At 45.0% G+C, this 19,954-nt stretch carries 16 protein-coding genes and 4 tRNA genes; 19 read left to right on the top strand and 1 reads right to left on the bottom strand.

Annotated features, from left to right (window positions below):
• Positions 1-126 precede the first annotated feature (126 nt).
• The 19 genes from trxA to Xsto_RS03900 all read left to right on the top strand — a co-directional run bounded on the left by trxA (position 127) and on the right by Xsto_RS03900 (position 17,987).
• A complete protein-coding gene (trxA, locus tag Xsto_RS03810; RefSeq protein ID WP_369800383.1) occupies positions 127-453 on the top strand; it encodes a thioredoxin TrxA in 327 nt (108 codons plus the stop codon).
• 705 nt (positions 454-1,158) lie between these two features.
• The gene (gene rho, locus Xsto_RS03815; RefSeq protein WP_010845326.1) at positions 1,159-2,418 is read left to right on the top strand and encodes a transcription termination factor Rho; all 1,260 of its coding nucleotides are present in this window, start codon (positions 1,159-1,161) and stop codon (positions 2,416-2,418) included.
• Between the two features lie 360 nt (positions 2,419-2,778).
• Entirely contained in the window at positions 2,779-3,867 is a 1,089-nt protein-coding gene (gene wecA, locus Xsto_RS03820; protein WP_099124144.1) for a UDP-N-acetylglucosamine--undecaprenyl-phosphate N-acetylglucosaminephosphotransferase, read from the top strand.
• 33 nt (positions 3,868-3,900) lie between these two features.
• Positions 3,901-4,956 carry an ECA polysaccharide chain length modulation protein gene (gene wzzE, locus Xsto_RS03825; protein WP_099109304.1) on the top strand — a complete coding sequence of 352 codons (1,056 nt, stop codon included), beginning with the start codon at positions 3,901-3,903 and terminating at the stop codon, positions 4,954-4,956.
• A gap of 56 nt (positions 4,957-5,012) precedes the next feature.
• Entirely contained in the window at positions 5,013-6,143 is a 1,131-nt protein-coding gene (wecB, locus tag Xsto_RS03830) for a non-hydrolyzing UDP-N-acetylglucosamine 2-epimerase (protein WP_099109305.1), read from the top strand.
• Positions 6,140-7,402 carry a UDP-N-acetyl-D-mannosamine dehydrogenase gene (gene wecC / locus Xsto_RS03835; RefSeq protein WP_099124145.1) on the top strand — a complete coding sequence of 421 codons (1,263 nt, stop codon included), beginning with the start codon at positions 6,140-6,142 and terminating at the stop codon, positions 7,400-7,402. The genes wecB and wecC overlap by 4 nt, the downstream gene beginning before the upstream one ends.
• Complete coding sequence (gene rffG / locus Xsto_RS03840; RefSeq protein WP_099124146.1) at positions 7,399-8,499, top strand: dTDP-glucose 4,6-dehydratase; 1,101 nt, start codon at positions 7,399-7,401, stop codon at positions 8,497-8,499. Before wecC ends, rffG begins: the two co-directional genes overlap by 4 nt.
• 18 nt (positions 8,500-8,517) lie before the next feature.
• Positions 8,518-9,393 (top strand): glucose-1-phosphate thymidylyltransferase RfbA, encoded by an 876-nt coding sequence (gene rfbA, locus Xsto_RS03845; RefSeq protein WP_099109308.1) that lies wholly within the window; start codon positions 8,518-8,520, stop codon positions 9,391-9,393.
• On the top strand, positions 9,377-10,108 hold the full coding sequence (rffC, locus tag Xsto_RS03850) for a dTDP-4-amino-4,6-dideoxy-D-galactose acyltransferase (protein WP_099124147.1): 732 nt from the start codon (positions 9,377-9,379) through the stop codon (positions 10,106-10,108). The genes rfbA and rffC overlap by 17 nt, the downstream gene beginning before the upstream one ends.
• Positions 10,095-11,243: a dTDP-4-amino-4,6-dideoxygalactose transaminase gene (gene rffA / locus Xsto_RS03855; protein ID WP_099124148.1), complete on the top strand. Its 1,149-nt coding sequence runs from the start codon at positions 10,095-10,097 to the stop codon at positions 11,241-11,243. Before rffC ends, rffA begins: the two co-directional genes overlap by 14 nt.
• A 1-nt stretch (position 11,244) precedes the next feature.
• The gene (gene wzxE / locus Xsto_RS03860; protein WP_099109311.1) at positions 11,245-12,495 is read left to right on the top strand and encodes a lipid III flippase WzxE; all 1,251 of its coding nucleotides are present in this window, start codon (positions 11,245-11,247) and stop codon (positions 12,493-12,495) included.
• Positions 12,492-13,592 (top strand): TDP-N-acetylfucosamine:lipid II N-acetylfucosaminyltransferase, encoded by a 1,101-nt coding sequence (locus tag Xsto_RS03865; RefSeq protein WP_099124149.1) that lies wholly within the window; start codon positions 12,492-12,494, stop codon positions 13,590-13,592. Before wzxE ends, Xsto_RS03865 begins: the two co-directional genes overlap by 4 nt.
• Positions 13,589-15,007 (top strand): ECA oligosaccharide polymerase, encoded by a 1,419-nt coding sequence (gene wzyE, locus Xsto_RS03870; RefSeq protein ID WP_099124150.1) that lies wholly within the window; start codon positions 13,589-13,591, stop codon positions 15,005-15,007. The genes Xsto_RS03865 and wzyE overlap by 4 nt, the downstream gene beginning before the upstream one ends.
• Positions 14,998-15,735, top strand: coding sequence for a lipopolysaccharide N-acetylmannosaminouronosyltransferase (gene wecG, locus Xsto_RS03875; RefSeq protein WP_099109314.1), 738 nt, complete (start codon positions 14,998-15,000; stop codon positions 15,733-15,735). The genes wzyE and wecG overlap by 10 nt, the downstream gene beginning before the upstream one ends.
• 256 nt (positions 15,736-15,991) lie before the next feature.
• Positions 15,992-17,392 (top strand): bifunctional threonine/serine APC transporter ThrP, encoded by a 1,401-nt coding sequence (gene thrP, locus Xsto_RS03880; protein WP_099124151.1) that lies wholly within the window; start codon positions 15,992-15,994, stop codon positions 17,390-17,392.
• 148 nt (positions 17,393-17,540) lie between these two features.
• Positions 17,541-17,617, top strand: a tRNA-Arg gene (locus Xsto_RS03885).
• Positions 17,618-17,692: 75 nt separating this feature from the next.
• Positions 17,693-17,768: transfer RNA gene (locus Xsto_RS03890), tRNA-His, on the top strand.
• Between the two features lie 16 nt (positions 17,769-17,784).
• Positions 17,785-17,871, top strand: a tRNA-Leu gene (locus Xsto_RS03895).
• Between the two features lie 39 nt (positions 17,872-17,910).
• Positions 17,911-17,987: transfer RNA gene (locus tag Xsto_RS03900), tRNA-Pro, on the top strand.
• Between the two features lie 758 nt (positions 17,988-18,745).
• On the opposite strand, the gene hemY is transcribed toward Xsto_RS03900, so the two are convergent.
• Positions 18,746-19,954: a protoheme IX biogenesis protein HemY gene (hemY, locus tag Xsto_RS03905; RefSeq protein WP_099109316.1), complete on the bottom strand. Its 1,209-nt coding sequence runs from the start codon at positions 19,952-19,954 to the stop codon at positions 18,746-18,748.

Below are 19,954 nucleotides of genomic sequence, written 5' to 3' on the forward strand. Positions count from 1 at the left end.
AGAATATCAGCTAACTATTGCTTTAAGAAAGTGTATCCGCTGAAATAAAGACACCTTATGTTGGTTAATGTAGACTGATAACCTAAAAGATTTTACTTTGGAGTCCAATTAATGAGTGAAAAGATTGTGAGTGCTGGCGTTATTCATCTGGCAGACAGTGACTTTAATGAAGATAAACTGCAATCAGAAGGTATTGTTCTGGTTGATTTTTGGGCAGAATGGTGTGGTCCTTGCAAAATGGTCGCTCCTATTCTGGATGAAATCGCGGCAGAATATGCAGGTAAGCTGACTGTTGCTAAACTGAATGTTGATGATCACACCGAAACCGCACCAAAATTTGGTATCCGTGGTATCCCGACACTGATTCTGTTTAAAGACGGTGAGAAAGTCGCAGTAAAAGTGGGAGCTTTGTCAAAAACTCAACTGAAAGAATTTTTGGAGCCATACCTCTAACTTAGAGTTTGCTCACAGTAATTAAGGACGTTTAGCGGATAAGGTGATTTATCTTACTGACAGCTAGACGTCCGCTACGAAGCATGGTAAGTTAGCGACCACGTGCTTATATGGAACATGCATAGAAAAATTTTCATCATCTGCATGAATAATTGACAACGGACATGTTACATACTAAACAATCTGTAGTGTCTGATAAATCTGTTATCTCTGACACCTTGAAATATCTGATGGCATATCGTATTTAGTACAGTATCTAAAAGCATATAGTATCTAAAAGCATATATAGTGAGTCATTCAGTATATAGCCTGATGCTGAAGACGTCTTTATGCTAACATCCCAATGATGTTTTCGTTCCAGCGTCTATGTTGAAGCCTTCTTTTACTGAACCTCTTTTGCTGAGATAATATTTGCTAAAACAGTATTTGTTGAAACGGTACTTACGCTGAGATAGCTTTTCACTGAGATAGTTTTTAGTTCTGAACTTAATCACATTTTGTTATTACCATCTCAGCCGTGCATTCACAGTTTGTTAGCCTTATTTTGAAATCAATTAGAGTACTTCAGACTATTACCTTGTAATATAAATTTATATGTTAAAAGGTTGTATTTGTTTTGGGTACAAATAAACAGGCACCGATAACGCTGCCATACCATTCACGTTCATAGTTCGAGATATACCCCGAGTTAAAGAACCCACCATTATGAATCTTACCGAATTAAAAAATACGCCGGTATCAGAGTTAATTACTCTCGGCGAAAATATGGGGCTGGAAAATCTGGCTCGTATGCGCAAGCAAGACATTATTTTCTCTATCCTCAAACAGCATGCGAAGAGCGGAGAGGATATTTTCGGAGATGGTGTGCTGGAGATATTGCAGGATGGATTCGGTTTCCTCCGCTCAGCAGACAGCTCCTACCTTGCAGGCCCCGATGATATCTACGTTTCTCCTAGTCAAATCCGCCGCTTTAACCTCCGTACCGGTGACACCATTTCAGGTAAAATCCGCCCACCGAAAGAAGGTGAACGTTATTTTGCCCTGTTAAAAGTTAATGAAGTTAACTTTGATAAGCCAGAAAATGCCCGCAGCAAGATCCTGTTTGAAAACCTCACTCCACTTCATGCTAATAACCGTTTGCGTATGGAGCGTGGTAATGGTTCTACAGAAGACCTGACAGCCCGGGTTCTGGATTTGGCTGCACCTATCGGTCGTGGTCAGCGTGGTCTGATTGTTGCACCACCAAAAGCGGGTAAAACTATGTTGCTGCAAAACATTGCGGCGAACATTGCACATAACTATCCAGACTGCGTATTGATGGTATTGCTGATTGATGAGCGTCCGGAAGAAGTGACCGAAATGCAGCGCCTGGTCAAAGGTGAAGTTATCGCTTCTACTTTTGATGAGCCTGCTTCCCGCCACGTTCAAGTGGCTGAAATGGTCATCGAAAAAGCAAAACGCCTGGTTGAACATAAAAAAGACGTTATTATCCTGTTGGATTCCATAACCCGCCTTGCCCGTGCATATAACACCGTTGTTCCGGCTTCTGGTAAAGTGCTGACTGGTGGTGTGGATGCCAATGCTCTGCATCGTCCAAAACGTTTCTTTGGTGCAGCACGTAATGTTGAAGAAGGTGGTAGCCTGACCATCATCGCTACAGCGCTGGTTGATACCGGTTCTAAAATGGATGAGGTCATTTACGAAGAATTTAAAGGTACAGGTAATATGGAATTGCACCTGTCCCGTAAGATTGCAGAAAAACGTGTTTTCCCTGCGATTGATTACAACCGTTCTGGTACGCGTAAAGAAGAGTTGCTCACGACTCAGGATGAGCTACAGAAGATGTGGATATTGCGTAAAATTATTCACCCTATGGGTGAAATTGATGCAATGGAATTCCTTATCAATAAACTGGCTATGACAAAAACAAACGAAGAATTTTTCGACTTTATGAAACGTTCGTAGTCTGCAAATAACAATTAATAGTCCATAAACAAAAAGTAATTAAGCGATCACTTCTTCAAAAAAACGCCACTCTTCTGTGGCGTTTTTTATAGATAGAGTTTAAGTTACCACAAAATGGCATGTATTTTGCTTATTTATCTTTAGAAGATACGTGTTCCTAAGCAGTGCTGAAATAGGTGCTCCGTGAATAATTATTGATCACGATCTACGACTAGTTTTACCAGTGTGTAGTTATCTTACATTTATTGTTGGCACCTTATTTATTGACTGGATGCTTATTTAATAAGTTGATCTTAAAGGGAATATAAAAGTCAATGAATAATATATGCTCTACCATTCTTTTTGCAGAGAGTTGTTATTGTGAATATTCCCAGTATAACTGCTGAAATTTTATGCATCTTTGTATTCTCATTTATATTTTTATTTGTGTCGCGTAAGGTCTCACAACATATCGGCCTTGTAGATAAACCTAATTCCCGTAAATGTCATCATGGAGTAATCCCCCTGGTAGGAGGGATATCTATCTTTTTTGGGATTTGTTTTGGCTTTGCGATAACAAAAGAGTTTATCCCCCATAAATGGATATATTTATCTTGTGCTGGAATACTGGTTTTTATTGGTGCACTAGATGATCGTTTTGATCTTAGTGTAAAGATCCGGGCGATAATTCAAGCCTTAGTTGGCATTAGTATGATGTACTTTGCTGGGCTTAGATTAGAAAATCTGGGTGAGGTTTTTGGGCCATGGGAGATGGCGCTTGGGCCATTTAGCTATGCCGTCACCCTGTTTGCGGTCTGGGCAGCTATAAACGCTTTCAATATGATGGATGGTATTGATGGCCTGTTAGGCGGCCTGTCCTGTGTCTCTTTCGGGGCTTTGGGTATCCTGCTGTATGAGAGCGGCAATACAGCTTTAGCATTCTGGTGCTTTGCATTTATCGCCGGGATACTGCCTTATATTTTTCTTAATCTGGGGCTGTTGGGTAAACGCTTTAAAGTCTTTATGGGAGATGCCGGGAGTACATTAATTGGCTTTACCATTATCTGGTTGCTGACTGAAGCGACTCAGGGTGGAAATCGTTCTATCAATCCTGTGACGGCTTTATGGATCATTGCCATTCCGTTGATGGATATGGTTGCAATTATGTATCGCCGATTACGTAAGGGAATGAGCCCGTTTTCACCAGATCGCCAGCATATTCATCACTTAATCATGCGTGCTGGTTTCACGTCCCGTCAGGCCTTTGTCTTAATCACGATGGCTGCAGCGTTGTTAGCGGGGATTGGTATTATTGGCGAACGACTGGATTTTGTTCCTCAATGGGTAATGTTGGCATTATTTTTGCTTGCATTTATGTTGTATGGTTATTGCATCAAAAGAGCATGGCGTGTAGCCCGTTTTATTAAGCGGTGGAAACGCCGGATGCGTCGGGTTGCAAGCCATCACTAAAAAAACATCGGCTTATCAAAGAGGTTTTGCGCAGTGGAAAACTCAGAAACGAAATCTAATCAGGATCAAACGGTTACAGAGCATGAACTGGATATTCGTGCGCTATGTTGTGCTCTGTGGCGTGGAAAGATATGGATTATCGCACTGGCAATAATTTTCGCTGCTGTTGCTCTGGCTGCATCGTATCTGATGCAGCAAAAATGGAGCGCAACCGCTATTGTGGATTTACCGACAACTAATAATCTGGGGAGTTATTACTCACAACAGCAATTTTTGCGCAATCTGGATACGCATATTAATGCTTCACCGGAAGCTCAACTGCCGACCATTCCCGATGGGGCTTACAAAGAGTTCATGATACAGGCTGAAGCTTATGATACTCGTCGTGAATTCTGGCTGCACTCCAATTATTACAAACAGCGTCATGACGGTAAAAGCAAAGCTGATGCGGTGTTACTGGAAGAATTAATCAACAATATTCAGGTGACACGTCGCGGTGAAAAAAATGCCCAGAATGAAAGTATCAAACTGACGGCAGAGACAGCCGCTGATGCTAATCGGCTTTTGCGGGAGTACATTGCTTTTGCTAACCAACGTGCGAGTACTCATCTGAATGACGAAATAAAAGGCGCATGGGCAACACGGACTCAGTCAATGAAAGCGCTGGTCAAACGGCAGGAACTCGTCGCCAAGGCCATGTATAACCGTGAGTTGAACGTATTGCAGCAATCATTAAAAGTTGCTGAAAAACAGGGTATTCAGCGTAACCAGACAAACATTCCCATCGGCGAATTACCTGAATCCAAAATGTTTATGCTGGGAGTCCCATTACTACAGGCTCAGCTTGAAACATTGGAGGCTACAGGCCCTAATTACAGTATCGATTATGATCAAAATATAGCGATGCTATCGACACTCAGTGTCGGCCCTACTTTGCAGAACACTTTTCAGACCTACCGTTATCTTAGAACGCCAGAAGAACCTGTTAATAGAGACAGTCCTCGCCGTGTATTTATGATGGTTTTGTGGGGAGGTGTAGGTCTGTTGATTGGTGCTGGAGTCGCATTAGCGAGGCGTTCACGCACATAATTTTATATTCCTTTGTGGAACTACCCAGCAATGATTAACAAAATAAGAGAGCCACTGTGAAAGTGTTAACTGTGTTTGGTACTCGCCCGGAAGCCATCAAAATGGCGCCGCTGGTACACGCTTTAGCCGAGGATAGTGATTTTGAGGCAAAAGTTTGTGTGACCGCACAGCATAGGGAAATGTTGGATCAGGTACTGAACTTATTTGGGATCAAGCCGGATTTTGATCTCAATATTATGAAGAAAGGGCAGGATCTGACGGATATTACCTGCCGGATACTTGAATCCATAAAGCCGGTATTAAATGAGTTCAAGCCAGATGTAGTACTGGTACATGGTGATACCACCACTACAATGGCGACCAGCCTGGCGGCTTTTTATCAGAGAATACCGGTAGGACATGTTGAGGCAGGGCTGAGAACAGGCGATCTTTACTCTCCATGGCCGGAAGAGGCCAACCGTAAAATTGCAGGTCATCTGGCAACGTATCATTTTGCTCCGACAGAAAACTCCCGCAGTAACCTCTTACAGGAATCTATAGCAGACAACGCTGTTTTCGTTACGGGAAACACCGTTATTGATGCTTTACTCTGGGTGCGTGATCGCATTATGCATGATGACAGATTAAGGGGACAGCTTGCTGAGCTTTACCCTTTTATTGATCCTGCTAAAAAGATGATTTTGGTAACAGGTCATCGTCGAGAGAATTTTGGTGGTGGTTTTGAGCGAATCTGTGAAGCACTGGCGCAAATCGCCAGAATGCATCCAGATGTGCAGGTTGTGTATCCTGTACACCTGAATCCCAATGTATGCGAACCGGTAAAACGTATTTTGCATGGTATTGATAATATTATTCTTATCAGCCCACAGGATTACCTGCCCTTTGTTTATCTGATGGATCACGCCTATTTGATCCTGACTGATTCAGGCGGGATTCAGGAAGAAGCTCCCTCACTCGGTAAGCCCGTTTTGGTCATGCGTAATACTACAGAGCGACCGGAAGCGGCTGATGCGGGTACTGTGCGGCTGGTAGGAACAAAAACCCAAACTATTGTTGATGAAGTCACGCGTTTGTTGACGGATGACTCCGCTTATCAACAGATGAGCCGGGCCCATAATCCTTACGGGGATGGCAAAGCTTGCCAGAAAATTCTGGAAATATTGAAGAAAAATCAGGTGACATTATGAGTTTTGAAACAATTTCTGTGATCGGTCTTGGTTATATCGGTTTACCTACTGCGGCAGCATTCGCTTCCTGCCAGAAAACGGTTATTGGTGTTGATGTTAACCAGCATGCAGTGGAGACGATTAATCGTGGAGAGATTCACATTGTTGAGCCTGATTTGGATCAAGTTGTAAAAACAGCTGTTGAAGGTGGTTATCTGAGAGCGGTAACTTCGCCTCAGCCAGCGGATGCATTTTTGATTGCGGTTCCTACGCCTTTTAAGGGCGATCATGAGCCTGATATGGCTTATGTTCATTCAGCAGCAGAATCCATTGCACCTGTTTTGAAAAAAGGCGATCTGATTATTCTGGAATCAACCTCGCCTGTCGGTGCGACGGAACAAATGGCCGAGAGGCTGGCAGAAGCCCGACCGGATCTCTCCTTTCCGCAACAGGCAGGGGAAAATTCAGATATTGATATCGCTTATTGTCCTGAACGGGTATTGCCGGGTCAGGTCATGGTGGAGTTAATCAAAAACGACCGAGTTGTGGGAGGAATGACTCCAAAATCCTCTTCCAGAGCAAGCGATCTATATAAAATTTTCCTTGAAGGTGAATGTGTTGTCACCAACGCCAGAACGGCAGAAATGTGTAAGCTGACTGAGAACAGCTTCCGGGATGTTAACATCGCCTTTGCCAATGAACTCTCGCTTATCTGCGCTGAACAGGGAATTAATGTCTGGGAATTAATCCGTCTGGCAAACCGACATCCTCGGGTCAATATCCTGCAACCGGGGCCGGGAGTTGGGGGGCACTGCATTGCAGTCGATCCGTGGTTTATTGTGTCACAAAATCCTACTCAGTCTCGCCTGATCCGCACCGCCCGCCTTGTAAACGACGACAAACCACTTTGGGTGGTTGATCAGGTGAAAGCCGCAGTCGCGGATTGTCTGGCTGAAAGCGACAAGCGAGCCAGTGAAATTAAGATTGCCTGCTTTGGTCTGGCATTTAAATCAAACATTGATGATTTACGTGAAAGTCCGGCCATTCATATCACTAAAATGATTGCGCAGTGGCACGCTGGTCCTACTCTGGCTGTTGAACCGAATATTCACGAACTGCCTCATTCACTGGAAGGTGTGGTGGAGCTGGTCAGTCTGCAACAGGCACTGGAAGAGGCTGATGTAGTATTAATGCTGGTGGATCATCGTCAGTTTAAGGCTATCAATGGCAGCCAGATAAAACAAAAATGGGTTGTAGATAGCAAAGGAGTCTGGCGTTGAAACGTATTCTAATTACTGGTGGAGCAGGGTTTATTGGTTCTGCGGTGGTTCGCCACATAATCAATCACACTGAAGACAGTGTGGTTGTGGTCGATAGCCTGACTTATGCCGGAAATATTGAGTCACTGACCCCGGTCGCTGATCATCCTCGTTATGCGTTTGAGCAGGCGGATATCTGTCATCGTGATGCTTTGGAACGTATTTTTCAGCAATATCAGCCTGATGCGGTGATGCATCTGGCGGCGGAAAGCCATGTTGACCGCTCTATTGATGGGCCAGCGGCGTTCATTGAAACCAATATCATTGGTACTTACACCCTATTAGAAGTGGCTCGTGCATTCTGGCAGCAGTTAGATCAGGAAAAACAGGCAACATTCCGTTTTCACCATATTTCAACGGATGAGGTCTATGGTGATCTGCATGGTGAAGAGGGCTTTTTCACAGAAACGACACCTTATGCACCGAGCAGCCCTTATTCAGCATCCAAAGCATCCAGCGATCATCTGGTCAGGGCATGGCGACGCACTTATGGTTTACCAACCGTGATCACGAACTGCTCTAATAACTATGGCCCTTACCATTTTCCGGAAAAGCTGATCCCTCTGGTGATCCTGAATGCACTGGCGGGTAAACCTTTACCTGTTTACGGTAAGGGAGAGCAGAGCCGTGACTGGCTGTATGTGGAAGATCACGCACGGGCACTGCATCTGGTAGTGACTCAGGCTGTACCGGGCGAGACATATAATATTGGCGGCCATAACGAGCGCCGTAATATTGATGTGGTCGAGACTATTTGCGAGTTGCTGGAAGAATTTAAGCCGGAAAAACCAGCCGGTGTGGCGCATTACCGAGAGCTGATTACCTACGTTACAGATCGTCCGGGGCATGATATGCGTTATGCCATTGATGCCGCAAAAATTGAGCGTGAATTAGGTTGGAAACCACAGGAAACGTTTGAATCCGGTATGCGTAAGACAGTGCAGTGGTATCTGGCAAACGAAAATTGGTGGCGCAGGGTGCAGGATGGCTCTTATGCGGGAGAACGTCTTGGCTTGTCTGAACATGATGGACAGTTTGATCATTGCGGAAATAAATAAACCCATCAGGGGGATGACATGAAAGGAATTATCCTGGCAGGTGGCTCCGGCACACGCCTGTACCCGATAACACGCGGCGTCTCAAAGCAGTTATTGCCTATTTATGACAAGCCAATGATCTACTATCCGTTGTCAGTCTTAATGCTGGCAGGGATACGCGATATCCTGATTATTTCCACTCAGGAAGACTTACCTGCCTTTAAACGTTTACTGGGTGATGGTGAGCGTTTTGGCATTCATCTGAGCTATGCAGTACAGCCTTCGCCGGATGGTCTGGCGCAGGCATTCCTGATTGGTGAAGAGTTTATTGGTGATAATCCTTGTTGTCTGGTGCTGGGTGACAATATTTACTTTGGTCAGGCATTCAGTCCGAAACTACAAAGTGTGGCGGCCCGTAGTCATGGCGCTACCGTATTTGGCTATCAGGTTATGGACCCTGAGCGGTTCGGTGTTGTGGAGTTTGACGAACAATATCGCGTACTTTCTATTGAAGAGAAGCCAGCACAGCCAAAATCCAATTGGGCGGTGACCGGGCTTTACTTTTATGACAACAACGTTGTGGATTTCGCTAAGCGGGTAAAACCATCCATTCGCGGAGAGCTGGAAATTACCAGTATCAATCAGATGTATCTGGAGCGGGGCGAGCTGAATGTTGAATTACTCGGGCGTGGCTTTGCCTGGCTGGACACCGGTACCCACGACAGCCTGATTGAAGCCAGTATGTTTGTGCAGACTGTCGAAAAACGGCAGGGCTTCAAAATTGCCTGTCTGGAAGAGATCGCATGGCGTAATGGCTGGATGAGCGATGAGCAGGTCAGAGCTTCTGCGGCAGAGTTAACTAAAACAGGCTATGGTCAATATTTGCTGGATTTACTCAATGTCTATTCACGCTGATATTGAACCTCTGGCATGGGACAGCCAATTTTTTGGCCTGTCCACTGCCCGTCTGAACATCATAACGGCTTCTTCACCGGCTACTGCGCCAATCACCGCATTGCAGTTGGATGAGTACGCTTTAGTGCAGGCAAAAGTACCGGCTCAACAGGTTTATCTGATTGATCAATTATCGGCACTGGGCTTTTCTCTGGTGGAAGGTGAAGCAGATTTACGGTTATCCATTAGCTCGGAAAAAGCTGACAGGGGTCAGGCGCTAATAACCGCGACTCCACAGGATATTCCACTACTGAAAGCGGCGGCTGCCAACGTATTTTCAACCAGTCGCTTTCGTACACCCTGGTATCAGGTGAATGATAGTGGCCGTTTTTATGCTGCATGGGTTGAGAAGGCGGTTTTGGGCACCTTTGACCATGAGTGCCTGCTTGTTAATGATGAGTGTGGCAATCCTGCTGGTTTTGTCACCATGAGAAAGATAGGAAGTCATGAAGCACGGATAGGTTTGCTGGCGGCAATGCCGGGCAAATTGCAGCAGGGGATCGGAAAAAAATTAATGTCAGCGGCGCAACAATGGTGCCATAACCATGAGATACAATGCCTGAGAATTGCAACGCAAATCAGCAACATCACGGCTTTGCGCCTTTATACACGTAGTGGTGCAACAATCGAAAGCACTGCATATTGGTTATACAGAGGACGAAATGATTCCATTTAACAAACCCCCGGTTGTCGGCACTGAACTGGAATATATGCAACAGGCGATGGCCAGTGGAAAATTGTGTGGTGATGGTGGTTTTACCAAACGTTGTGAAGAGTGGATGGAGAAACGCTTTAGTTGTCCGGATGCTTTGCATAAAACAAAGGTGTTGTTAACGCCTTCTTGTACCGCTTCCTTAGAAATGGCGGCAATACTGTTGAATATCCAGCCGGGTGATGAAGTCATCATGCCGAGCTACACCTTTGTTTCGACTTCCAATGCCTTTGTTCTGCGTGGGGCAACCATTGTTTTCGTGGATATTCACCCGGACACGATGAATATTGATGAAACCAAAATTGAAGCAGCCATCACGGATAAAACCCGCGCTATTGTACCAGTGCATTATGCGGGGGTAGCTTGTGAAATGGATAGCATTATGGCATTGGCAGAAAAATACAATCTGTATGTCGTCGAAGATGCTGCACAGGGCGTGATGTCAACCTATAAAGGGCGTGCGCTGGGGACGATTGGTCATATTGGTTGTTTCAGCTTTCATGAAACTAAAAATTACTCAGCCGGAGGCGAAGGTGGAGCGACACTAATCAATGATCAATCCATGCTTGCCCGTGCCGAAGTTATCCGTGAAAAAGGGACTAACCGTACTCAGTTTTTCCGGGGGCAGGTAGACAAATATACCTGGCGTGACATTGGTTCCAGCTATCTGCTTTCTGACTTACAGGCGGCATTTCTGTGGGCACAACTGGAAGTCGCGGATAAAATTAATCATCGTCGTCTGGCGCTATGGAATAACTATTATCAGGCGCTGAAACCATTGGCTGATAAAGGGCTGCTGACTCTGCCTGTAGTGCCAGAAAATCTGGAACATAATGCCCACATGTTTTATATCAAACTGAAAGATGTGGCAGAACGCAGTGAATTTAATCGCTTTATGAAAGAAGCGGATATCCTGACGGTATTTCATTATGTTGCTTTGCATACCAGCCCGGCTGGTGAGAAATGTGGCCGTTTTCATGGCGAAGACCGCTTTACTACCCGTGAAAGTGAGCGTCTAGTGCGTTTACCTATGTTTTACAATATTACTGATGAAGAACAACAGGTTGTCATCAGTCGCATCAAGGAATTTTTTGCCTGATATGTCACTTGCCAAAGCCTCAGTCTGGACGGCTGGCTCCACACTAATCAAAATTGGTGTGGGGTTACTGGTCGTTAAACTTCTGGCCGTCTCCTTTGGCCCGGCAGGGGTGGGGCAGGCGGGAAATTTCCGCCAGCTCATTACTGTCTTGGGAGTATTGTCTGGCGCCGGGATTTTCAATGGAGTGACCAAATATGTAGCGGAGCACCACTCTCAGCCGGAAAAGCTCAAGGCTGTACTGGGAACGTCATCCTCAATTATTCTGGGGTTTTCTACCCTGCTGGCGGTAGTGTTCCTGTTATTCAGTGAAGCTATCAGCATTGGCCTGTTTGGTCACAACCATTACAAAACTGTTGTGCAGGCGCTCGCATTTATTCAAATGGGAATCGCTTATGCCAACTATTTTCTGGCTATTTTGAAAGGGTTCCGCGATGCTCAGGGAAATGCACTGGCAATTATACTCGGCAGCCTGACAGGGGTGATTGCTTATGGCCTGTGTTATTGGCTGGGGGGCTATGAAGGCGCACTGGCTGGGCTGGCTTTAGTTCCTGCTTTGGTGGTTTTGCCGGCAGGAATGATGCTACTGCAACACAAAACGATAGTATTGTCAGCACTGAAACCTGCATGGGACCGCGCCATTGCCAGCCATTTGGGGAAATTTACGCTGATGGCCTTGCTGACTTCCATTACACTACCCGTCGCTTACATCATGATGCGAAACTTAATGGCTGAGCGTTATAGCTGGGAAGAAGTGGGGATTTGGCAGGGTGTAAGCAGTATTTCCGATGCTTATTTACAATTTATCACAGCTTCTTTCACCGTTTATTTGCTACCGACTCTTTCTCGACTGGAAAGTAAAAATAAGATCACCAGTGAGATCGTAAAGGCGCTGAAGTTTGTATTACCCGCAGTGGCTGTTGCCAGTTTTTCCGTCTGGTTACTGCGTGACTTTGTTATCTGGCTATTGTTTTCAGATAAATTTACTGCAATGCGGGATCTATTCGCGTGGCAGCTGGTGGGAGATGTTCTGAAAGTTTGTGCCTATGTTTTTGGCTATCTGGTGATAGCAAAAGCCGCCTTACGCTTTTATATATTGGCGGAAGTCAGCCAGTTTCTGTTGCTGACCGGCTTTTCTCACTGGCTGATCCCGATAAATGGAGCGCTTGGGGCAGCACAATCTTATATGGCGACCTATGTCGTTTATTTTAGCCTTTGTTGTAGCGTATTTATTATTTATTGCAGACGAGCATGACAACCTTAATCCACGTTCTGGGATCGGATATCCCACATCACAATCAAACGTTACTGCGTTTTTTTAATGACGTACTGGCACAGGAAACTAAGCCTTCAGCCAAGCCGTGTTTTATGGTGGCGGCTAAAGATGCTTCATGGCAAGACCCTTTATGGATAGCTGAAAATTATCCTGCTTTAACTATCACAACTTATGAAAACAAAGCAGTATTATCACAGGCAGTCATCGCAATGGCACAGGAAGACCGGGCTAACCGCTTCTTTTTTCATGGGCAGTTCAATGCAGGCTTGTGGCTGGCTTTATTAGCCGGAAAAATCAAAAGCCACCAATTCTGGTGGCATGTGTGGGGGGCTGATTTGTACGAGGATTCCTGCCAGCTTAAATTTCGTATGTTCTATCTGTTGCGCCGTCTGGCTCAGAAGCGGGTAGGGAGAGTATTTGCGACACGGGGGGATCTTAACTATTTCGCGAAATCGCATCCACGAGTACCGGCTTCTCTGCTCTATTTCCCAACACGCATGACGCCTTCGCTGACAGTGAAAGATAAATTATTTTCACCTGAAGGGATCACCATTTTACTGGGGAATTCAGGTGATCAATCTAATCGACATATTGAAGCACTACACAAAATTCATCGTCAGTTTGGTTCAGAAGCCCGGGTTATCCTGCCAATGGGTTATCCCGATAATAATAAGGCTTATATCCAGAATGTAGAACAGGCCGCATTATCGTTATTCCGGGCTGAAAATATCCGAATACTGAAAGAAAAAATGACATTTGATGAGTATTTATCATTACTGCGTCAATGTGATTTGGGCTATTTTATTTTTCAGCGTCAGCAGGGAATAGGAACGCTTTGCCTGCTGATTCAACAAGGGATCCCTTTTGTTCTGAGTCGCCAGAATCCATTCTGGCAGGACCTAGCCGAACAGCAAATACCGGTTTTGTTTGATGGTGATGAGCTGAATAAGCATTGGGTGCAGGAAGCGCAGCGTCAGATGCTGTCTCTCGATAAGAAGGCAATCGCTTTTTTTGATCCTAACTTTGTCAAAGGGTGGAAAGTTGCCCTGCTGGAAGCATCTGGAGAGTTGCAATGACGTTGGTGCAATTTGGTGGGTTGTTTGTTGTTTATGCAATCTCGTTGATTTTTATTCTGACACTGACGTATCAAGAATTTCAGCGCGTTCGTTTTAATTTTAATATTTTTTTCTCACTGCTTTATCTGCTGACTTTTTATTTTGGTTTTCCACTGACAAGCATACTGGTTTTTCAGTTTGATGTGCAGGTTGTACCGGTGAGTTCACTGTTGTATGCAATATTGGCATCAACTTGTTTCTATGCCATTTATTATGTCAGTTATAAAGTACGTCTCAGGTATCGGGTATCGGAGAAGGAGAGCGCAACAAGTGGTCTTGTTCCGCGTAAGCCATTGTTCACCATGAACCGGGTGGAGACTAATCTGGCGTGGCTTTTGTTGGCGGGCATAGCTATTTTCTCTGTCGGCTCTTTCTTCCTGCAAAATGGTTTTCTGTTATTTAAGCTACAGTCGTACAGCCAGATCTTTTCCAGTAAGGTTTCCGGGGTAGCGCTTAAGCGCTTTTTCTACTTCTTTATCCCCGCCATGCTGGTGGTATTTTTTCTGAAACCGACCAAAACGCGTTGGCTGTTATTCTTAGTGGGAACCGTTGGGTTCGGCATTCTGACTTATGTGATTGTCGGAGGGACACGAGCCAATATCATTATTGCGTTTGCACTGTTTCTGTTCATAGGTATTGTCCGGGGTTGGATTACATTGTGGATGCTGCTTATGGCCGGTGTTATTGGGATCGTCGGTATGTTCTGGCTGGCCCTGAAGCGTTATAGCCTTGATGTGAGCGGAGCAGAAGCGTTTTATACATTCCTGTACCTCACCCGTGATACTTTTTCTCCGTGGGAAAATCTGGCTTTGCTGTTGGATAACTACAGCAAAATTGACTTTCAGGGATTGGCCCCGATTATCCGGGATTTCTATGTTTTTATTCCAAGCTGGGTCTGGCCGGACAGGCCGAATCTGGTCTGGAACACAGCTAATTATTTTACCTGGGATGTGTTGAATAACCACTCTGGTTTAGCGATTTCCCCGACGTTGATAGGCTCGCTGGTTGTTATGGGGGGCGTGTTTTTTATACCACTTGGGGCAGTTGTTGTTGGCATGATTATCAAGTGGTTTGACTGGATTTATGAAGCCGGGAAACAGGAAAAAAATCGTTATAAAGCAGCTATATTACAGGCATTCTGCTTTGGCGCGATTTTTAACATGATAGTCCTTGCCCGTGAAGGTATGGATTCTTTTGTTTCTCGTGTTGTATTTTTTGGTGCTGTTTTTGGTCTGTGCCTGATAGTAGCCAAATTATTGTACTGGTTATTCGATAGTGCCGGGCTTGTTCGGAAGTTTGTCATCACCAATATGTCTGTATCATCAATCATCAGAAACACCTGCTCGGGTGGATTTAAGGAGCAAAAATGGCGCTGAATGATATTCGTAAATATCGTATCCGTGGTCTGGATCTGTGGGGATTTCAGGGAATGTCCCATTTCCTCGATCATCTTTTCCAGGATGGGCAGGTCAAGACAGGGACACTGGTGGCTATCAACGCAGAGAAAGTGCTTACTGCTGAGAAAGATAAGGCATTGAGTACATTGCTGGATGAAGCGGAATATCTTTATGCAGATGGCATCAGTATTGTGCGTGCCATTCGGCGTAAATATCCGGATGCGCAGGTATCACGCATTGCAGGCGCGGATTTATGGGAAGTCCTGATGGAACGCGCTGGACGTGAAGGTACTCCGGTCTTTTTGGTGGGAGGAAAACCGGAAATTCTGACGCAGACAGTAAACAAACTTCGTAAACAGTGGAACGTCAATATCGTAGGCAGTCAGGATGGTTATTTTACCACTGATGAGCGCAACGCCGTATTTGAACGTATCCGTGCCAGTGGTGCAAAGATTGTTACGGTTGCAATGGGCTCGCCAAGGCAGGAAATTTTTATGCGTGACTGCCGAAAAGTGCATTCTGGCTCACTGTATATGGGGGTCGGAGGAACGTATGATGTTTTCACTGGGCATGTGAAGCGTGCGCCGAAAGTCTGGCAGAACTTAGGTCTGGAATGGCTTTATCGTCTGTTGTCGCAGCCTAGCCGTATCCGCCGGCAAATCAAGCTGTTGAGATTTTTGGGTTATTACTACAGCGGCAAGCTGTAGGTGATATTTTAATTGCGGTTAACCCACTGTGTCTGTCTTAACGTTACGTATGGCGCAGTGGGCGGCCTTACCTTAGTCCACTTCATTTAACTATCTTCGTTGACTCGATTTTACAATTTTTTATTTCACTGATAAGCAAAACGTGCTTTGATCCCTGCCTTTTTACAACTTATCTTCACAACCATTGATTATTAATTCCTGTATTTTTTCTGTTTGCAAATAAATATAGACACCATAAAAATGGATAGGGAGTTTTATGAGTGATTCGAAACAAGATCTGCCCGAGCAGGGGCTGCAAAGAGGACTTGAAGCGCGACATATTGAGCTGATTGCGTTAGGTGGCACAATCGGTGTCGGGCTGTTCATGGGCTCTGCCAGTACCCTGAAATGGGCTGGCCCCTCAGTTTTACTGGCTTACATTATTGCCGGTCTTTTTGTCTTTTTCATTATGCGGTCAATGGGCGAAATGCTATTTCTTGAGCCTGTTACCGGTTCATTTGCTGCTTTTGGTCATAAATACCTCAGCCCCTACTGGGGATGCCTGACCGCTTGGGGTTACTGGTTCATGTGGGTTTCTGTCGGGATTTCAGAAATTACCGCTGTGGGAGTCTATGCTGAGTTCTGGTTCCCTGATTTACCACAATGGGTAGCAGCTTTGGTGGCGGTTGGTCTGGTGGCACTGGCTAATCTGGCAGCTGTGCGGCTGTATGGAGAGCTGGAATTCTGGTTTGCAATGATCAAAGTCACCACGATTATTGTGATGATTTTGGTGGGTATCGGGCTGATATTTTTTGGGTTAGGTAATGACTGGCAAGCCATCGGTCTTGATAATCTGACGACTCATGGTGGTTTCTTCGCTGGTGGTTGGAAAGGATTTTTGTTTGCATTGTGTATTGTGGTTGCATCCTATCAGGGCGTCGAGTTGGTTGGTATTACCGCTGGTGAAGCCAAAAACCCACAGGTTACCCTGAAAAAAGCAATCAACAATATTCTGTGGCGTATTCTGATTTTCTATGTCGGGGCGATTTTCATTGTTGTCACCCTGTTTCCATGGACTGAGATAGGCAGCCATGGCAGCCCGTTCGTCATGACTTTTGCTAAAGTGGGCATTGCCTCTGCAGCGGCAGTGATTAACTTTGTGGTACTGACTGCGGCCCTTTCCGGATGTAATAGCGGCATGTACAGCGGAGGTAGGATGTTGTATGCGCTGGCTGAAAATCGTCAGTTGCCGGCTTCCTTGCGTAAACTATCGAAAAATGGGGTACCGGTCAGATGTGTTGCAATCACTATTGGGTGTCTGATTGCAGGTTCCAGCCTGAATTATTTGATCCCGAATCCACAGTCTGTTTTTGTGTATGTCTATAGCGCCAGTGTCTTGCCGGGAATGGTGCCGTGGTTTGTGATTCTGGTGAGCCAGTTACGTTTCCGTCAGCATCATCAGGAAGCCCTGAAACAGCACCCGTTTAAATCAATACTTTTCCCTTATATCAATTATCTGACATTGATTTTCTTGTCTTGTGTATTGATTGGGATGGCGATTAATCCGGACACGCGTTTTTCACTCATGGTTGGTGGTGCCTTCCTGCTGATTGTGTCACTGATTTATTGGGTAATAAAATTTATCCGGGAACAAAAACAGGTAGAAAATGTAGGGTAAATTTTCATCTGAAAAACAATTTGCGGTGGGAAAGTGCTGCCTTTATCAACGAAATGAATAAAGCATAATCAAACGCACCATTTCTTTAAAAAAAGCACTGGACAGTTGGAGATTAAATCCGTACTATCCTCCACCGCAACGGCGTTAAGCGCCCGTAGCTCAGCTGGATAGAGCGCTGCCCTCCGGAGGCAGAGGTCTCAGGTTCGAATCCTGTCGGGCGCGCCATTTAAAGCGTGCAAGAGCAGTGACAATGGGTTATCGTGGTACGGCGTTGTAAGCAGTAATAAAAGATATGTTATGGTGGCTATAGCTCAGTTGGTAGAGCCCTGGATTGTGATTCCAGTCGTCGCGAGTTCGAGTCTCGTTAGCCACCCCATCTTTTTTATGACATTGCGAGGGTGGCGGAATTGGTAGACGCGCTAGCTTCAGGTGTTAGTGTCCTAACGGACGTGGGGGTTCAAGTCCCCCCCTTCGCACCATAAAAAAGAAAACGAGTATCTTAGCTTTAAAAAATATTTCGGCGAGTAGCGCAGCTTGGTAGCGCAACTGGTTTGGGACCAGTGGGTCGGAGGTTCGAATCCTCTCTCGCCGACCAGATTCTTAAGAAAAGCCCTGCTTTAAGCAGGGCTTTTCTTATTGTATTTAAAGAAAATAAAAAATATTTTCCTTTCCCTAAATCTCCTTTACTTTTCTGATACTCGATTCTTTTGAAACAGATTGTTTTTATGAGTTTGCAATTTTATTAACTTTTTGTTTTTAAAATTGTTTTAATCTCAGTGTTGTATTTCAACGACAAACGATACCCTTTATTGTCTCTAATTGGAGACGTGTAACTATTTGATTATATTTGAGTGTAATTTAGATGCTGAATTGGTGTCTCAAATGAGAGACGGTATTTGGCGTACTTTGTGGAAAGCCAGCTTATTTATTTTGTCTCTTATGCTGTTTTTTCATCGAGTGAACTTTAGATTTGGGCCATAGAGTTATTTATGCGCACAGAATTGGGTGAGGAGAAAATCTGGCATGAAAAATGCATTAGTAAAATCGTAGATGCTCATCCCACTCCTTATGACAGCATAGCTTCATAAACCTCGGGATGATGTAGAGCTGATGCTGGTGCCTATGGTCCATGTTATAGATGAGTAAGCAATTTTCTTTTCATCACGAACCGGACATAACGTTGAGTGAGGCACTATCCGTCTGTAGACCTGATTGTATTTATGCACCTGTCTTTTATTGTGACAGGTGTTTTTTTTGCCTGTTATTTTCTCTTCGTCATCTTGATCCGTATTTTTGCCATGATTAACGGTGATATCCCTGTCTTAATTGTTAATCATGACAAATTTCTAAAGGTTACGCTTCTTCCGAGGTACTTTCTCGTTTCAGTGTCAGCATAAAGCCTTTAGTACGTATTTGAGCTGCTTCTTCACGTTTATGCAGCCTATCCAGCGCATCAGCAAGCCAGGCGTAATCATGGGCATCAGGACGCTGCTCAAGGGCTGCTTTAAATGCTGTTTCTGCTTTAGCCCACTCGCCGTGACGTAATGCTACTTGTCCCAATGTACTGTTAAGCAGAGGTGTTTCACCATGTTGCTTCAGTAAATGTGACAGTGATTTTTGCACGACCTCGGAATTGCCCGCTTTTAAGTGAGGAAGCAGCAGTAACAGACGCTCATCATATTGTTGCTTTAATCCGTCGAGAATAATTCGCTGTGCAGTTTCATGATCATTACACTCGATCAGATGTTCAGCCATCGCAACCTGTAGTGCTGTTTCATTGCGGATCTTGCGGTGTTGATCTTTCCACCATGCTTTTAATCCGGCATTGCCTTTTTCTGCCATGACCTGATTCATCAGCCCGATATACGCTTGCTGATGCAATTGAGACATTTGCTCTTCGTCATGCAGGCCCACTTTCTTGATCGCAGGTAAAATATCAATCAGCGACTGGTAGGCACCTGAGCGCATATATGCCTGTTCAGCCAGCCGTAACACTTCCGGATGTCTCGGTGCGGTATCCAGTAACTTATCTACACTGTTACGTGCTGCATGGGTTTCCCCTTGTGCTAACTGGATACGTGTGCGGGTAATATCGACAGGCAGTTGGTCTTTATCCGCAACTTCGGCGGCACGCTCGATATATTGATTGGTGCGGAAATAATCCCCTCGTTGCTGCGCCGCTTCTGCAGCAAGCAGGTAGTTAACGACAGGGTCTTCAGCATGATCAGCATTACGTGTCATTAAATGTTCAACCTGTTTGAAGTCCCCTTCAGCCAGCTTGAGTAATGCTTGTCTGGTTTGTAAACGGGCGCGCTTACGCTTATACCCGCCAAAAATCCAGCTATGGGTAAAAGTGCTGGTGCGTTTTAATCTGCGGTAGCACCAGCCGATAAAAATCAGCAGGAATTGCAGCAGAAGGAACATGATCACTAAACCGGTCACGCTGGTAGTGATATCGTAATTGTCGGTCTGGATAAGAACGTATCCCTGATGCCCGGACAGGAAAGGGCCGAGAACAACACCGATAATAAGAATGACAAACAATAATAATATTTTCAGCAT

This window comes from Xenorhabdus stockiae (assembly GCF_002632825.1).
Taxonomy (GTDB): Bacteria; Pseudomonadota; Gammaproteobacteria; order Enterobacterales; family Enterobacteriaceae; genus Xenorhabdus; species Xenorhabdus stockiae.

Coding starts and splice junctions, on each gene's coding strand:
- wecG (WP_099109314.1), top strand. CDS start 14,998: ATGGCGCTGAATGATATTCGTAAATATCGTATCCGTGGTCTGGATCTG.
- rfbA (WP_099109308.1), top strand. CDS start 8,518: ATGAAAGGAATTATCCTGGCAGGTGGCTCCGGCACACGCCTGTACCCG.
- wecC (WP_099124145.1), top strand. CDS start 6,140: ATGAGTTTTGAAACAATTTCTGTGATCGGTCTTGGTTATATCGGTTTA.
- wzyE (WP_099124150.1), top strand. CDS start 13,589: ATGACGTTGGTGCAATTTGGTGGGTTGTTTGTTGTTTATGCAATCTCG.
- rho (WP_010845326.1), top strand. CDS start 1,159: ATGAATCTTACCGAATTAAAAAATACGCCGGTATCAGAGTTAATTACT.
- rffC (WP_099124147.1), top strand. CDS start 9,377: ATGTCTATTCACGCTGATATTGAACCTCTGGCATGGGACAGCCAATTT.
- rffA (WP_099124148.1), top strand. CDS start 10,095: ATGATTCCATTTAACAAACCCCCGGTTGTCGGCACTGAACTGGAATAT.
- hemY (WP_099109316.1), bottom strand. CDS start 19,954: ATGCTGAAAATATTATTATTGTTTGTCATTCTTATTATCGGTGTTGTT.
- Xsto_RS03865 (WP_099124149.1), top strand. CDS start 12,492: ATGACAACCTTAATCCACGTTCTGGGATCGGATATCCCACATCACAAT.
- thrP (WP_099124151.1), top strand. CDS start 15,992: ATGAGTGATTCGAAACAAGATCTGCCCGAGCAGGGGCTGCAAAGAGGA.
- wzxE (WP_099109311.1), top strand. CDS start 11,245: ATGTCACTTGCCAAAGCCTCAGTCTGGACGGCTGGCTCCACACTAATC.